The organism is Geobacter psychrophilus, assembly GCF_056821595.1.
In genome coordinates this window covers 160,460-174,777 of record NZ_JBXDTU010000004.1, presented here as the reverse complement: position 1 = coordinate 174,777, position 14,318 = coordinate 160,460, and the positions used below count along the sequence as shown (strand labels likewise).

The 14,318-nt window shown below is 53.9% G+C and carries 20 protein-coding genes and 1 pseudogene; 8 read left to right on the top strand and 13 right to left on the bottom strand.

The features are described 5' to 3' along the window. Positions 1–55: 55 nt before the first annotated feature. From ACOCF6_RS03020 to ACOCF6_RS02995, 6 genes are all read right to left on the bottom strand, one after another. Positions 56–373 (bottom strand): VOC family protein, encoded by a 318-nt coding sequence (locus ACOCF6_RS03020; protein ID WP_482458908.1) that lies wholly within the window; start codon positions 371–373, stop codon positions 56–58. Positions 374–420: 47 nt separating this feature from the next. Continuing rightward, positions 421–720, bottom strand: a complete 300-nt coding sequence (locus ACOCF6_RS03015) for a helix-turn-helix transcriptional regulator (RefSeq protein WP_482458907.1) — start codon at positions 718–720, stop codon at positions 421–423. Between the two features lie 8 nt (positions 721–728). Further along, a complete protein-coding gene (locus ACOCF6_RS03010) occupies positions 729–1,289 on the bottom strand; it encodes a nitroreductase family protein (protein WP_482458906.1) in 561 nt (186 codons plus the stop codon). A gap of 38 nt (positions 1,290–1,327) precedes the next feature. Continuing rightward, complete coding sequence (locus tag ACOCF6_RS03005) at positions 1,328–2,167, bottom strand: epoxyqueuosine reductase (protein WP_482458905.1); 840 nt, start codon at positions 2,165–2,167, stop codon at positions 1,328–1,330. 21 nt (positions 2,168–2,188) lie between these two features. After that, the gene (locus ACOCF6_RS03000; RefSeq protein WP_482458904.1) at positions 2,189–2,758 is read right to left on the bottom strand and encodes a flavodoxin family protein; all 570 of its coding nucleotides are present in this window, start codon (positions 2,756–2,758) and stop codon (positions 2,189–2,191) included. A 61-nt stretch (positions 2,759–2,819) separates the two neighbouring features. Then, positions 2,820–3,401: a TetR/AcrR family transcriptional regulator gene (locus ACOCF6_RS02995; protein ID WP_482458903.1), complete on the bottom strand. Its 582-nt coding sequence runs from the start codon at positions 3,399–3,401 to the stop codon at positions 2,820–2,822. 190 nt (positions 3,402–3,591) lie between these two features. Between ACOCF6_RS02995 and dmpI the strand changes: the two genes are divergently transcribed. Further along, complete coding sequence (dmpI, locus tag ACOCF6_RS02990) at positions 3,592–3,780, top strand: 4-oxalocrotonate tautomerase DmpI (protein WP_482458902.1); 189 nt, start codon at positions 3,592–3,594, stop codon at positions 3,778–3,780. A 39-nt stretch (positions 3,781–3,819) separates the two neighbouring features. Here the strand turns inward: dmpI and ACOCF6_RS02985 are convergent, their stop codons facing one another. Both ACOCF6_RS02985 and ACOCF6_RS02980 read right to left on the bottom strand, forming a co-directional pair. Continuing rightward, the gene (locus ACOCF6_RS02985; protein ID WP_482458901.1) at positions 3,820–4,419 is read right to left on the bottom strand and encodes a transglutaminase-like domain-containing protein; all 600 of its coding nucleotides are present in this window, start codon (positions 4,417–4,419) and stop codon (positions 3,820–3,822) included. Between the two features lie 101 nt (positions 4,420–4,520). Beyond that, entirely contained in the window at positions 4,521–4,847 is a 327-nt protein-coding gene (locus tag ACOCF6_RS02980; protein WP_482458900.1) for a cupin domain-containing protein, read from the bottom strand. Positions 4,848–4,987: 140 nt separating this feature from the next. Here ACOCF6_RS02980 and ACOCF6_RS02975 point away from each other — a divergent pair, with 140 nt between their 5' ends. Further along, positions 4,988–5,812, top strand: a complete 825-nt coding sequence (locus ACOCF6_RS02975) for a nitroreductase family protein (protein WP_482458899.1) — start codon at positions 4,988–4,990, stop codon at positions 5,810–5,812. A gap of 116 nt (positions 5,813–5,928) precedes the next feature. On the opposite strand, the gene ACOCF6_RS02970 is transcribed toward ACOCF6_RS02975, so the two are convergent. Both ACOCF6_RS02970 and ACOCF6_RS02965 read right to left on the bottom strand, forming a co-directional pair. Beyond that, positions 5,929–6,690 carry a substrate-binding domain-containing protein gene (locus ACOCF6_RS02970; RefSeq protein ID WP_482458898.1) on the bottom strand — a complete coding sequence of 254 codons (762 nt, stop codon included), beginning with the start codon at positions 6,688–6,690 and terminating at the stop codon, positions 5,929–5,931. A gap of 237 nt (positions 6,691–6,927) precedes the next feature. After that, the gene (locus ACOCF6_RS02965; RefSeq protein ID WP_482458897.1) at positions 6,928–7,827 is read right to left on the bottom strand and encodes an MBL fold metallo-hydrolase; all 900 of its coding nucleotides are present in this window, start codon (positions 7,825–7,827) and stop codon (positions 6,928–6,930) included. Positions 7,828–8,078: 251 nt separating this feature from the next. On the opposite strand from ACOCF6_RS02965, the gene ACOCF6_RS02960 reads away from it, so the two are divergent. The 5 genes and pseudogenes from ACOCF6_RS02960 (at position 8,079) to ACOCF6_RS02940 (ending at position 10,304) form a co-directional block, all read left to right on the top strand. Then, complete coding sequence (locus tag ACOCF6_RS02960; RefSeq protein ID WP_482458896.1) at positions 8,079–8,378, top strand: hypothetical protein; 300 nt, start codon at positions 8,079–8,081, stop codon at positions 8,376–8,378. Between the two features lie 183 nt (positions 8,379–8,561). Continuing rightward, positions 8,562–8,735 (top strand): annotated as a pseudogene (locus ACOCF6_RS02955) (pentapeptide repeat-containing protein); the annotation flags it as partial. Then, entirely contained in the window at positions 8,709–8,921 is a 213-nt protein-coding gene (locus tag ACOCF6_RS02950) for a pentapeptide repeat-containing protein (RefSeq protein WP_482463254.1), read from the top strand. The pseudogene ACOCF6_RS02955 and the gene ACOCF6_RS02950, both read left to right, overlap by 27 nt. Positions 8,922–9,114: 193 nt before the next feature. Then, the gene (locus ACOCF6_RS02945) at positions 9,115–9,615 is read left to right on the top strand and encodes a hypothetical protein (RefSeq protein WP_482458895.1); all 501 of its coding nucleotides are present in this window, start codon (positions 9,115–9,117) and stop codon (positions 9,613–9,615) included. Positions 9,616–9,764: 149 nt separating this feature from the next. Further along, complete coding sequence (locus ACOCF6_RS02940) at positions 9,765–10,304, top strand: hypothetical protein (protein WP_482458894.1); 540 nt, start codon at positions 9,765–9,767, stop codon at positions 10,302–10,304. A 33-nt stretch (positions 10,305–10,337) separates the two neighbouring features. Here ACOCF6_RS02940 and istB read toward each other — a convergent pair whose 3' ends face one another. After that, positions 10,338–11,075 (bottom strand): IS21-like element helper ATPase IstB, encoded by a 738-nt coding sequence (istB, locus tag ACOCF6_RS02935; RefSeq protein WP_482458893.1) that lies wholly within the window; start codon positions 11,073–11,075, stop codon positions 10,338–10,340. Continuing rightward, a complete protein-coding gene (istA, locus tag ACOCF6_RS02930) occupies positions 11,062–12,579 on the bottom strand; it encodes an IS21 family transposase (protein ID WP_482458892.1) in 1,518 nt (505 codons plus the stop codon). Before istA ends, istB begins: the two co-directional genes overlap by 14 nt. Positions 12,580–12,876: 297 nt before the next feature. On the opposite strand from istA, the gene ACOCF6_RS02925 reads away from it, so the two are divergent. Then, the gene (locus ACOCF6_RS02925; protein ID WP_482458891.1) at positions 12,877–13,080 is read left to right on the top strand and encodes a hypothetical protein; all 204 of its coding nucleotides are present in this window, start codon (positions 12,877–12,879) and stop codon (positions 13,078–13,080) included. A 285-nt stretch (positions 13,081–13,365) separates the two neighbouring features. On the opposite strand, the gene ACOCF6_RS02920 is transcribed toward ACOCF6_RS02925, so the two are convergent. Then, positions 13,366–14,277, bottom strand: a complete 912-nt coding sequence (locus ACOCF6_RS02920; RefSeq protein WP_482458890.1) for an SDR family oxidoreductase — start codon at positions 14,275–14,277, stop codon at positions 13,366–13,368. Positions 14,278–14,318: the final 41 nt, after the last annotated feature.

The window sequence follows — 14,318 nt, the reverse complement described above, 5'->3', positions numbered from 1 at the left end:
GATACAAATGCTGGAGACACGACACCATTACATCAGGCGTTCAAGGCGTAGTGCCTTATTGAGCGAAGCGCGCCGCCATGCGCCGCTGCAACTCCTCTGCCGATACATCCTCAACATGCGTTGCCAGGTTCCAGATGTTGCCGAACCGGTCTTTCACCGCTGCCAGTCGGTCGCCCCAGAACTGGTCGGCCGGCTCCATCGTGGACGTCGCCCCGGCTTCCATGGCGCGTTTGTAGGCGGCTTCCATGTCCTCCAGATACAGATAGAACGCGCCAGGCATCGGCACGCACTCTCCCCCCATCGGCTCGCCCAGCATGATGACGGAGTCACCGATTATTACCTCGGCATGAGCGAGAGCTCCATTGGGTATCATGATGCGCTATTTTACACGGGCCTTGAACGCCTGCTTCAGGAATTCAATCAACTCAACGGCGCCAGTTCCAGGTCGGTAAACGCCTGCACCATGCGGTTTCCCACGAGCAATGCCTGCAATTCATCGGGGGTGAAGATGAGCGGTGGCAGGTGATTGGCGGCACGGATCACGTATCCGACCCCCGGCTCGCCTTCAATCGGTACACCGGACAGGGAGAGGGACTGCACGTCCCGGTACACGGTGCGCACCGAAACACCCATGATTTTCGCCATCGCCTCCGCTGTCATGGCGGTGCGCCGGGAGCGGAGCAGCATCACCAGTTGAAACAGCCGTTCGGCCTTGTTCATGACACCACCTACGACTGCCACGTCCTGTAATGGACAAATTCGCTCAGCGGCTTGCGGGGCGGGCCACCCTTGGCGTCACCGGCGGGATAGCCGAGCGGGAACAGGCCCACAATCCGGATATCGGCGGGGATGTTCAGCAGTTTTTTAAGCTGTTCTTCGTCGAACACGCCGACAAAGACGCTGCCGAGCCCTTGATCATGGGCCGCCAGCATCAGGTTCTGCGTGGCAATCCCCATATCTGCCATGAAATACTGCTCGCCGCGAAGATCGCCTGACTGGAGCGGGTCCGCACACGCCACGATCACGACCGGCGCCTGGGCCAGTCCCTTCTGGGCCGGGTTGGTTGTGTACCCGTAGGTGGCAAAGAACGACTCCACAAAGGAAAGCTCGCTGATGGTGTTGCGCACCTCCTGATCCTGCACGACCACCAGGTGCCAGCACTGCCTGTTCGACCAGGACGGGGCCTGCTGCACCGCCTCCAGAACCGCCTGGAGTTTTTCCGGCTCCACCGGCTGATCCGAAAATCTGCGCACGCTTCTTCTGGTTCTGATCGCTTCCAATGTTTCCATGACATTCCCTCCGTTGCAGTCGGATATGTTGTTCGCAATTACTTTTGTTGAGTGCCTCCCGGTATGCCGCCTTCGCACGGCACCCTGGTCTGGCAAAGGCCGCAGCCGGTCTGTGGCGTGCCGAAGCGTTCCCCGACCGCATCGACAACGGTTTTATAGACATACCGGCTGCAGCTGGTCTTGTCGTGCCCGTCCCGTGACAGAGCCCCCACCGGACAGCGGGCGATGCAGAGGCCGCAGCTGCCGTCGCGGAAGAAGAGGCAGTTGTGGCGGTGATGGGGGTAGGGGCGTTCGTTTGGAGCCAGTTGCAGGTCGGTGATCACGCTGCCGCAGCGATGGGCGATACCCTTGGGTGTGATCAGGGCATCGTTCAGGCTGAAGGTGCCCAGGCCGGCGGCATAGGCGGCATGGCGCTCCGACCAGGTCGAGGCGATGCCGACCGGCGTGTCGGCATACTCTTTCCAACTTGCGGCAAACTGGGGAGCGACCGCCTGTTGCCCCCGCTCCTCCAGCCAGGCGACGAGGTGCCGCCGCAGCGCACCGTTCAGCTGCTCGCCGAAAAAGCGGGTCCGGGTCCATGCCTGGGATGGATACTGTCCCTCCCGGCGGTTGCTCTCCCGGGTTGGCCGCGTGATCGGCAGGATCCAGCTGATCACGGAGGCCGCCCGCCGGTCCGCACCCAGGGCGCTCGCCATAACCTCCTGCGGTGTCTGATGAAAGGCGCCGATGATGGCCTTGTAGTCGGTAAAGAGCGGATCGTCGGCAGCGGCAAAACCGACCAGCGGTTCGTCGAAATAGGGTTCATTGCCCTCTGGAAAGCGGTTGAGCGGGCTTTCGTGGACGAAGCGGACTATCTCGTTACGGATCTGTGATTCCATTCTCATCTCCAGATTGACATGTTATGACATCAGGTGCCGCGCCGTATCCTCGGCCAGCTTCAGGATCTGTTCGGGGACCGCGTCAATATTTCCGGGGCCGATGCCGCAAGCGCGGATCAGTCGGGCATCACTGAAGCCCATCCATTTCAGAAACCCTTCATAGCGCGGAAAGATGTCGGCAAACATGGCTGCATCCGGGTGCCCCTGGGTCTGCACGAAGACCATCTTCTTCGGCGTCAGGCGACTCGGCTGCGGGTTGGTGCGGTAATCGGGAACCAGGTAGGAAAAAGTGCGATCCATGAACCCCTTGAGCTGGCTGGATATTTCACCGTAATAGACCGGCGAGGCGAACAGCACAACATCCGCTGCTTGAACCGCCGCCAGGACCTCGGTCAGGCCGTCGTTGAGAACGCACCTGTCGAGCTTGGTCTTGCAGGCATAGCACCCCTGACAGCCGCGATAGGTGAGCCGGTTCAGCTCGAACGTTGTGGTCTCCGCCCCAATGTTTTGTGCAGTTTTCAGGAAATGGCGGGCGATAGTGGAACTGTTCCCCTCTGTGCGGGGGCTTCCCAGCAGGCTGACAATCTTCATGCTCCCTCCTTCGTTTTGATAGTTTGAATTAGACCAGTCGTCTGGTATCTGGTGCAAAAAATCAGCGCAGCGTTGTGGCAAATAGCACTTCGATGAAATCAAGCATCGGCTGGGGCGATTTCATCACCTTGGCGCGCAGGATCGCCCCTTCCCAGCCGGAGATGATGAAGCCTGCCAACTGCTGCGCGTCCAAGGCCTGCGACAGCTCACCCCGCAGCTGCGCCTCTGCCAGGCAGGCGGCAAAGCGCACCTTCCACAGGTTGAGCACCCCATCCAGTCGGGCGCGAAAGAGCTCGTTCTGGTCGGCCATCTCCTGCCCCAGGTTGCCGATCAGGCACCCCTTGGTGCACTGGTTCTGGCTTACCCGTGCCAGGCCGGTTTCCAGGAAGTTGCGGATGCGGTTAAGCGGCGTTACCTCTTCATCGTTCAGGAACGTATCGAGTCGTTGTTCGAAGCTCTGGACAAAGCGGTCAATCACCGCCAGGCCAAAATCCTCTTTGCTTTTGAAGTAATGGTAGAACGAGCCCTTGGGGACGGCTGCTTCCTTCAGCACCGAGTCTATGCCGGTGGCGTTGAACCCCTGGCGGGAGATCAGGTCGGTACCGATGCGGATGATTTCGCTGCGTGTATCTTTCTTTTCCATTTCAGAAAAATAGACCAATCGGTCTAGTAGTGTCAAGGGGAAATGTTACGGGACGCAACTTGATGCTCAACACAAATTTCTGCTGCCAGGCAGGAAGCACAACAGGTCTTGACCTGAGATGCGAACGGAGGTATTTTGCGCCACGATGGTGTGAGCAGATAACCGGAATTAAGGAGTAAAGGAGTCAGACATGCCGGTAATTACCCTGGATATGGCAGCATTGACGCGGGAGAAAAAGGAGCAACTGGTGCAGACCCTGACACGGGATGCCAGTGAAATCACCGGGATCCCGCCGGAAAAATTCATCGTACTGATCAACGAACTGGAGCGGGACAATATCGGCGTCGGCGGGCAACTACTGTCGGATCTGATAAAATGACGTCCCTTGAAACAGATATGCGCTGACCCTTCCCTCCCGCTACAGGGACTGGGGCAGATCCAGCCACAATTCGCTTCTGGTCCTGTATCGTTTCAGCTTGTCGACCACACAGCTTGCCGGTGCCGCGAAAATCGTTTCATAGATGAACTCATCGGCCAACGGATCCATGGCAAAGGCGAGCTGCTCTTTCCGGATGCTGAACTGGGCATTGATCCCGTTGGTATTGCCCCGCGCATCGACCCGGATCCATTTGTCGAGGGTCGCGAGGTAGATGGCGTTAAAACCGTGCAAAACCGGCTCATTATCGACCGGGGGATCCAGCCGCAGTACCTGGTAGCAGAAACCGGCCGGGATCGTGACCGCCCGGAGCAGGGCGGCCAGGAGGTGGCTTTTGGCAAAGCAGATCCCGGTGCCGTGGAGGAGCACGGCGCTGGCCGTGCAGGTTACCATCTCGTGGTCGGCATCGTTGGAGTGGGGAATGGTGTCTCGCACCCATTCGTACAAGCAGCGGGCTTTGGCAACCTCATCAGATAGTGTCTGTGTCAGTTCCAGAGCCTTCTGCCGGACAGCCGGAGTCTGCCAGTCAACAATGCTGTCGGAAACCAGATATTCGTTTATGTCATCCGTTTCAGGGTACATACGATCCTCGTTTGATATTTGGATTTGCATGGCAACTGATCATAACCATGTACGTGACCTGATACAAGCAACCTGATTGTCCTGCTCGAAGCCTCAGAGCTTCAAGCCGGCAGGTACTCCTCCCGCACCGGAGAGAAGACCTCCACAGCGGTCGATTCCTCGATGATCTCGGCGCAGTGGGGCATATCACCCGGAATGCACCAGCTATCCCCCGGCAGCACCTCATGGACATCCGTGCCGATGGTCAGCCGGATCCGGCCCTTGACCAGATACCCGGTCTGCTCGTGGGGATGGGAGTGCAGGGGCAGGGCGGCCCCTTTCTGCAGCCGGAACTCCACCATCAGGGTCCTGTCGCCATGCACCAGGGTCTTCTGTTCGATGCCCTCCAACACCAGCCGGTAACCTGCGTTGCTACGCTTCTCAAACATTTTTCACCTCATCGTTAACTCACGTATTCAGTTCATCCGGGGCAGAGGGGTATTGAAAGCAGGACGATACTCCTGTATGTATTGTGCTCGTATCGAATCATCCCTTTTGCACGCTGCATACTATGCCACGGAGGTATAACATGAGTCAAATCAACGTTGATCAGGAGAAATGCCGGCATGACGGCATTTGCACGGCGGTTTGCCCGATGAGTATCATTGAAATGAAGGACGGTGCGGTGCCCGGTCTGGTGGCGGGGCTGGAGGACCTCTGCATCACCTGCGGCCATTGCGTTGCCGTCTGTCCCCATGGCGCGCTGTCACTGGATGATATGCGGGTGGAGGATTGTCCGCCGCTGAAGGTGGAGCTGGCGCTTGGCAGTGGGCAGGCGGAGCAGTTTTTCCGGTCACGCCGCTCGATTCGCACCTATCAGGATAAAGCGGTGGAGCGGGAGAAGCTGGCCGCATTGATCGACCTGGCCCATTATGCGCCGACCGGCTCCAACAGCCAGCAGGTGCAGTGGCTGGTGGTCGATTCGCGGGAGCAGCTGCATGCCATGGGTGCCATGATCATCGGCATGCTCCGCTATCTGATCAAGGAAGGGCATCCCCTGGCGAAGGCCTACCGGCTGGAGCGCTCCGTGGCTGCCTGGGAAGCGGGAAAAGACCCGGTGCTGCGGGGTGCGCCGGCGCTTGTGATTGCCCATGCTCCTACCTCATATCCTCTGGCCCAGGTGGACTGCACTGCTGCGCTGACTTTCCTGGATCTGGCCGCGCCGACTGTCGGCCTTGGCGCCTGCTGGGCCGGGTTTTTCATGATGGCGGCAGCCCAGGTTCCTGCATTGCAGCAGGCGCTGGCCCTGCCGGAGGGTCACGCCTGCTGTGGTGCATTGATGATCGGTTATCCGCAATACGCGTATCACCGGCTGCCGACGAGGAAAGAGGCAATGGTCAGCTGGCGGGGGTAATATCGAAGTAAAGCTCCGTTGAGGATTTTTAGTTGCATATTTAGCAGGAAACGGCTGCTATTTCAATAAAGCAGCCGTTCCCTGTTGCAGGTCACCGTATTAATCCCTTGGTTACATCACTCTTTAATATACTTGCCGCCTTCGGCAGCGATAAAATCAATCAGCTTTTTCATTGATGCGGAAGGCATTCCTTTCGTCAGCAAATTGATCGGGCGGAAATAACCCGGAATCTCAACATCTTTTACCGTGCCATCCAATAGCGAGCGCGGGCCGAAGGCTATCGCGTCAGGGTTGCTGGAAACACTGTTCGTTATGTCCTTAAAGGAACTGGCGTCAAGAAACTCACTGAGCAGCGGCTTGCCGTCCAGCACCGCTTTTTGGAAGGCATTGTTTGTTGCGATATTGGTCTGGGATAACACCACAAGAATTGGCGCGTTATTTCCACCGACTTCCTTCCAATTGTTTGTCCTGCCTGTGAAAATACCGTTGAGCTGCTCTTTGCTCAGGCTCTTTACGGGATTGTTCTTGTGTACGATCGTGTGGATACGGGCTTTCCCGATCTGTGCTACCGAAAAATCACCCTGCTTTGAAAATGCCGCGCCGTTTTTTTTCACCAGGATTTCAAATTCATCAAAACTTCCGCCGAATGTGGATGCATCTACAGTGCCGGCCAGAAGATTCTTGTAAGAAAGGATGTCATTACTGTACAGCAGTTTGATGGTGATTCCGGATGCTTTCTCAAACGGTTCCTTGAGCGGCTTGATAACACCGTCTAGAGCGGCGCCTCCACCGCCGACCCTTATTTCTTCAGCATCAACAGGACACTGCAGCCCAAACAGTACCAACAGTGCAGCGAGAAACGTGCATACTGATTTCATGATACGCCTCCTCTTCGTGGAATGTGATATATGCAGGTGTTACCCGACACACCATCATAATTTCTCACACTTGATACACCCGCAGTGCCGGCGGCGTCAAGGAGTTACCAAATCAAAAAAATATAGGGAACGGTGATGTTTTCAATACAGCCGTTCCCTGGCCTCCGTCTCGGAAATTCCCTGTTCCGGGCGGCGTAGTTTATGGCGAGTATCAATGGCTCCTGTGGTGACGTGAATTTATTTCTTCCCCAGATACCTGCTCTTCACATTGAAAGCGACCATCCATTCGGCCATGGCGCGTTTCGGCAGGATCTTCAGCAGCTGGGCAGCGATCGCGTCCGCATCCTGAGACGTGGCTGCCAGCTCGCGCGCCTTGCTGTCGAACAGCAGCAGATACGCGCGCATCTCCCGCAGATCCTTCTTGCCGGAGAGCGGCCCATGGCCCGGTACGATCCGTTCCACGTCCATGCTCAGCAGGTTGTCGATGGTTGTTGTCCAGCCTTTGAAATCGCCATCAGCCAGATAGGGGTGAAAGTCGGTGAAGAGGATATCGCCGCTGAAGAGCAGCTTCTTGGCCGGGAGAAAGACCACCAGGCTGCCGGCGGTATGGGAGGGGGCGGTACGGATCAAGCGCACCTCTTCACCCCCCAGGTCGATGATCATCTGCTCGCTGAAGCCCAGCGTCGGCACGCTGATCTCGGTGCCGGCCATATCCTCCGGCTTCAGGCCGTAGTTGCCGGCGTTCTTCAGGATCCCGGCCCCCTGGCTGGCGAGCGACTGCCGGTCGGCCTCCTGGGAGATCACCGTGGCCCCCAGTTTGGCAAAGACGCAGTTGCCCAGGGCGTGGTCCAGGTGGGTGTGGGTGTTGACCACGTACTTGATCGGCTTGTTCGTGACCGTGCGGATATCGGCCAGGAAACGCTCCCCTTCTTTGGCGGAGATGAGCGTGTCCACCACCAGCACGCCGTCACGGCCGATGATGATCCCGGCGTTGGCCGCAAAGCTGTGGGCGGGGGAGGCGTCCTTGACGCCCACATAGGCATAGACATTGTCAGTCAGTCTGGTCAGTTCGGCAAAGGCGGTGCGGCTAAACAGCAGCGTAACAGCGACAAACGCAAGCATGAGCAAATTTTTCATCTGGTTTCCTCCTGATGGTAGTAATCTATGCTTACATGGTACGTTAAAGCGATTTTGTCAAGACCGTTGTCGCAGGGTGTGCGTACGTCTGTTCTGTTGACGGTGATAGAATGGTATGAGAGACGTTGACAGCAGCACACACCAGCACACACGCGTGTGATAGAGTGAGGTAATTGTCGTGGCGGTTTATTGCTGCGCACAGACGGGATATGCCCATTGGGTCAATAACGAGTAGAGGAAAACTTGATTACATGAATAATGCCAATGAAAACCAGGGAAACAGATTGCAGTATTGGGGACTGAAATTTATTGCAGCTGTACTGCTGATATATATCGGCTACAGATCACCGACTATGTGGTTGTCAATCAGTGCAGCCATCTGGGGCGGGTATGTCCTGTCAATGATCACGTCACCACTGCTTATTGCAGCTTCACAGAATACAAATTTCGCCAAAACAGCAAAACTGACCTTATCTGTTTTGGGAAATATAGCCACTGCGGCATTAATTTCAGTTCCCATTGTAATGCTTCATTGGTACAGGATCATATAGATAGGCCGCTCTTAAGATGATGGTAAAAACTCTACAACGTATTAATTCTGCTCAATCCGCCTTCAATCTTCATCTGTTGGCCATTGCCGCTGTCGTGTTGGGATCGCTTTCACATAGTTCCCTGTAGGTGCATCTTGTGGTAACCCGCCATTAGCGGATGTTGACTGGAGCCATTGTGATAAACGCTCTGCCCGTCTGACTGCTGTCAATCTCATGATGGCAAACCTGAGCTATGCTGATCTGTCCGGTGCCAGCTTGAACAGTGCCAATCTGGTGTCAGCCAACCTCTCCAAAGCTAATCTGGCCAATGCAGACCTGACGGAAGCAGACCTGAGCAATGCCAATCTGACGGATGCAGACCTGACTGATATAAATTTGACCGGCGCAGACCTGACAGGAGCAGACCTGACGGATGCAAACCTGACCGGAGCAGACCTGACGGATGCAAACCTGACCGGAGCGATCGGAGTAGCTGCTGAACTTCTGAGCGCTATAAAACCCGATAGTATTAAGCCTGCAATAAAAAGTAGCCCGTCCCTGTAGATTCTTCGGAATCTTTGTCAATCCTGCTTGTCGTTAGATGTTGTATTTTGTTCTGGTGCCGGTGATAGAAGGGCATGAGAGACGTTGACAGTAGTACCGCGACCGTGTGATAAGTGTGCATTAATTGTATTGCACGTTGCCTGGAGATTAATGGTTGTCGGTCAATACTGAGTTTGACTAAATTAAAATGAACATGAAAATAATCATCACGATATTGTTAGCCTTGCTGGTGGCTGTGCCCGCGCATGCAGATGTTGTTTGGCCGGCATTGTTTTTGGAAACGAGACTCTTCTCGGTTTGGCCAATCGTTATCGGTTTAATCATAGAGTACTTATTCCTTCGTCAGTATTTCATGCTTTCAGTTAAACGAGCCGTAATTTCCGACATCGTGATAAATACAGCTTCATCTGTGTTGGGAATTGCCTTGATTCCAATTGCTGGAATCGCTTGGGAGTTTTTTCCCGGCAGTGTCATGTATAAGGTTTTTAATGTCGGAACGTTTAATCCAGGTACGTGGGTAGCAACATACCTAATGGCTGTTGCAATAAATGCAATTGTTGAATCCATGACATTAGCCAAAATATTCAAATGCAAAATTGGTAAAAAGGGATTCTGGATTTTGTTTTTGGCAAATGCCATCAGTGTAGGAATAGCAATGGCTAGCCTATATTTCTATCCAATTGAAAACATGTAAGTCCAACCCTTATAAGGCCCCCGTCCGGTGATCTCCCGCCTGGTTGGCAGAATATAACAGCGAGAAGATGAACTATGATCATAAAGTACAGTCGAATACCTTCATGTATGTTTATCGTCGTAAGCCTCGCTGTCGGAGTGCCTTTGGTCTTGGCACTAGCTAAAAACGCCATCGAGTATAAATACTCTTGGATTGCATGGTCGCTTATGTGTGTCTCAATTATTGTCCTACTCCGAGGTATTCAACTCCTGATAGCTCCGGCGACTGTGTTGAAAATAAGTTCTGACGGAATTCATATTTATTACAAATTCGGAAGAGCATTTACCAAGGATGCTGATGTATTGCCATGGCAACTGATCGAGAAGATGCAAATCATAAGAGTCCACGGAAAGGATAACAGCTTTAATTGGGCTATAGAGCTTACCTTGGTTACTTCCCCCTGTTTTGACACAACTAAGAGGAACGCCTTGCAATGGAACTTAACCGGAAATTCCAATCCTAACCTGTTCTACCTTGACACTTTTGTTCTCGACCTCCCGAGGGAAAAGGCACTTGCCGCCTTGCAATCCGCATTGCATCACTGGCAGCAAAACCCGAATCCTGATGATTGTCTACACCTACAGGGAACAAACAATTCGGATCCTTTCGGCCTGGAATGTCAATCGGCATTGAATTTTGACCCGCTATAGGCGTTCAATTTTGACCCACCCCAGCAGTAGTTTTTAGTTGTTTATCCTCGTTCTGATTCTCCAGCTTTCATTTCCGGTTTCCACTATCTCGCAGTGATGAGTGATCCTGTCCAGCAGGGCTGTCGTCATCTTTCCATCCCCGAATACCTGTGGCCATTCGCCGAACGTCAGGTTGGTTGTTATGATCAGCGATGTTCTCTCGTAAAGCTTCGAGATCAGGTGGAACAGGAGTTGGCCGCCGTTCTTGGAGAATGGCAGGTAACCCAGTTCGTCAAGGACAACCAGGTCATGCCTTGCCAGGTGTTCCGCCAGCTTGCCACCCCGGTTGTCGAGTTTCTCCTGCTCCAACTGGTTCACCAGATCCAGTACGTTGAAGAACCTGGCTTTCCTGCCATTTCTGATACTCTGCCGAGCTATGGAGATGGCAAGGTGCGTCTTGCCGGTTCCGGTACCGCCGACCATGATGATGTTGCTGTGATCGGACAGGAAGCTGCCATCATAGAGGGTTCTGACTTGCATCTCATTGACTGGTGTGGCTGCGAACTCGAACCGGTCGAGATCCTTGTCTACCGGGAACCTGGCCAGACTCATGCGGTAACGGATGCTTCTTAACTTCCTCTCCGCCATCTCCGCTTCCAGGAGGTCGCACAGTATCTTGTCCGGAGTGGCCCGACTCTTTATCCCTGCCGCCAGCACCTCATCAAGGATGGACTTCATTCCGTACAGTCCGAGCGTCCCGATGGCTTCCATCAGTCGGTCACGCAGTACCATAGGCACCTCCCGAGAGGAGGCGGTCATAGCGGTAACAGTCCACCACCGGGACCAACCTGAGCAGCGGCAACTGTGCTGACGGCTGCAGCGGTTCCGGTTGCGGCTCATCGTGTGTGCGTGACAGAATGGTGAGTATGACATCGCTGCTGACCGTCTTGTCGGCTATCGATTTGGCGCACGCTTCTGCCACGGCTTCCAAGCCATAACGACGGACGACGCTCAATATCCCCACGAACTGGCGATCTCCGTCGCTGCGTTCCGCCAGTATCTTTCTGACCTCACCCATCGATTCCGGCAGATCCCATTCCTTGAAGGGGGCACCGTTTCGCAAGGCTCCCGGTTTCTGCTCCAGTACGGCGATATAATGCCAGGGGTCGTAGATGACCTTGTCACGACTGAGGTTACGGTCGTGGACTCCAACCGTTGTGCCGTTCATTACGATGATCACCCGGCTTGCGTATGCACGTACTGAGACTGTTTTACCGACAGCCATCGCATTGACGCTGTAACGGTTGCGGTCGAAGCTGATCAGGAGCTGCGGCGACACACGCGCAACGCTTTCCTGATAACCATCAAACGGAGACGGCATACTCAGCAGACGGTTGCGCTCTTCGGCAAACACCTCGTCAATGGTTCTGGTCCTGAGCTCGGGATGCTTGAAAGTGGCGGCGTGATTGCGGCACTGGTCCAGTAGCCATTCGTTCAACTCAGCCACGTCCTTGAACCGCCTACGCTGGGCAAAGAAACGTTTCCTGACTACGCCGACCTGGTTCTCGACCTGTCCCTTCTCCCAACCTGCGGCTGGCGTACAGGCTACCGGTTCAAACAGGTAGTGGGAGGCCAGGTTCTGGAAGCGACGGTTGAACACCCGGTCTTTGCCCATCAGCACCTTGGTAACTACCGTCTTCAGGTTGTCGTAGATGCCTCGCCTGCAGACACCGCCAAAGAACTCGAAGGCCCGGACATGGGCATCCATGACCATCTCAAGAGTTTCACGGGTATAGGCGACACAGAACGGTTTGCGGCTGTGACACAGGCGGAAGTGGGCGATCTTTATCTCTACGGGGACACCACCGAGTTCGACCTTCTCGTAACTCCAGTCGAACTGGAAAGCGTCACCAGGGTCATAGGCAAGGGGTATGAAGGCCTTTACAGCAGCCGTGCCGTCTGCTTTCTTCCAGTTGCTCACATAGCGGCGGACGCTGTCATAGCCTCCTTCGTATCCTGCACGCTGTAGCTGCTCAAACAGGATCTGAGAGCTTCTGCGATGGCGAACAGGCTTGCTGTTGTCCTCAGCCAGCCATTCAGAAAGGCTGGCTTCAAAGGAGCCGAGCTTCGGACGTGGCTGTTCAGTCCTTACGTACTTCTGGTCGGTCATGCCGGTGCGGAGGATGGTTCTGACGGTGTTCCTGGCAAGGTTGAATTCGCGGGTTATCTCCCGGATGCCTTTGCCATCTCGGTAGTGGGCGTGACGGACTTTGCGGATGGTTTCCACGTTCAGCATCTCCTTTCGGTACTCCTCTCTCTGGTTGGTTCCAGAGAGTATGGAGGAAGGTGCTGAGGTGGGTCAATTTTGGACGCCGATTATCCCCCTAAGTGGGTCAATATTGCATGCCGATTCACAGCCTGGAAAGCCAATGAGCCGCAACGGAGGCGCTATGAAAGCCCGTTCTGAGTCCACCTCGTCGCCTATATGGAAAACGCAGTAAAGCGGGACAGATCTGTTTAATTCCCAAAATAATTCTGTCCCGCTTTTTCCGCGCAGACCCTCTACCCCGTTGAACAGGAAAGGAAATCTAATATGATTAAAACTAATATTGTCGAACCAGGCTCTATTGTTGAGTTCATATTGGAAGGCAAGAGTACTCTTGATGAGGTGCTTGATATTATAAGCAGTCAATATTGCAATATCTCTAAAGGTGTGCTGTGGAATTTTAATAACGGAAGCAATTTAAATCTTAGCGCTAGTGACATGACTCGTATCGCACAAATGGTAAAAAAGTGAGCTAGACACAAAAGAACTGCATATGTAGGCTCAGTAGATGTGGAGTTTGGTCTTTTGCGAATGTATGAAACATATGCTTCAATACAATCCGTTCCACCAGTTATGAAGGTCTTCCGGGATCGAACTGAAGCAATTAAATGGATTAATGAATTTGACTGACCAACTTGTCAACTTTACCGCGTGATAGTAGGCTTGCTTTCGTGGCCCCCCACGTGGAATGAAACTAAAATGCCCAACCATCAGTAAGACCAGCCGAAGGCGGGTCAGCTTCAAACCCGTTGGTATTCACACCCGTCGAGCCAGTTCGCTGGCATATACAATACCGAGTGTATCGGCATGATCCCGCATCCAGTCCGTCAGACGAGTCGTGCCGGCAGGTTTGTCATTTACATAGAGTAAATCTGCCATCAAGCCTTTGATTTCTTCTTTCGTAATTATTACATCCCCAACAATCCGACCGATCACAAATCCGCTCAGGTGGCCAAGCCATGGAGGAATCCCTATAATCGGTCGTTGAATATGTAGAATTTTGCCGATAGTAGCCAATAGTTCACGATAGGTAAACGTTTCCGGGCCAATCGCATTGATTGTCACATTTTCTCTCAATTCACCCTGCTCAACTGCAAGGCGAGCCAAGTCGTCAACATATATCGGTTGGAGACGGTAAGAGCCATCACCAAAAACGCCTACTACCGGGAAACGACGTAACACCCATGCCATATTGTTGATCAGGATGTCCTCCTTACCAAACAGCACAGTCGGTCGCAGAATGGCGTAGGACAGGCCCGATTCTTTCAGCGCACGTTCCAATCTCCCCTTGCCACTGAAATATTCCCGTGGGGAATCTTCTGAAGGGTTGGTGATGCTGACGTGTACCACACGTTCAACGCCTGCTTCTTTCGCTGCCTCAAAGAGCCGCATGGTATTTTCCACCGCTTCTGAATGAGTAAATGTCGAATGGTTGAAACGCACCCAATACGTATTGTACAGGACTGTGGCCCCCGCCAGTGAATTGACCAATTGCGAGTGATTGCGGAAATCTAAAGGCCTTTTCTCAACGCAACCGCCAAAATAGTCTGGGCGGCTTTGACGGCTGGTTATGGTTCTCACCCTGTATCCGGCGTCAAGCAGGCGATGCGCAATATATTTGCCTGAATAACCGAACGCCCCGGTAACAACATGAAGTTCTGATTTCATAGCAACCTCCCGATGTGATGTGTTTTGTACTGTTGGTTCTG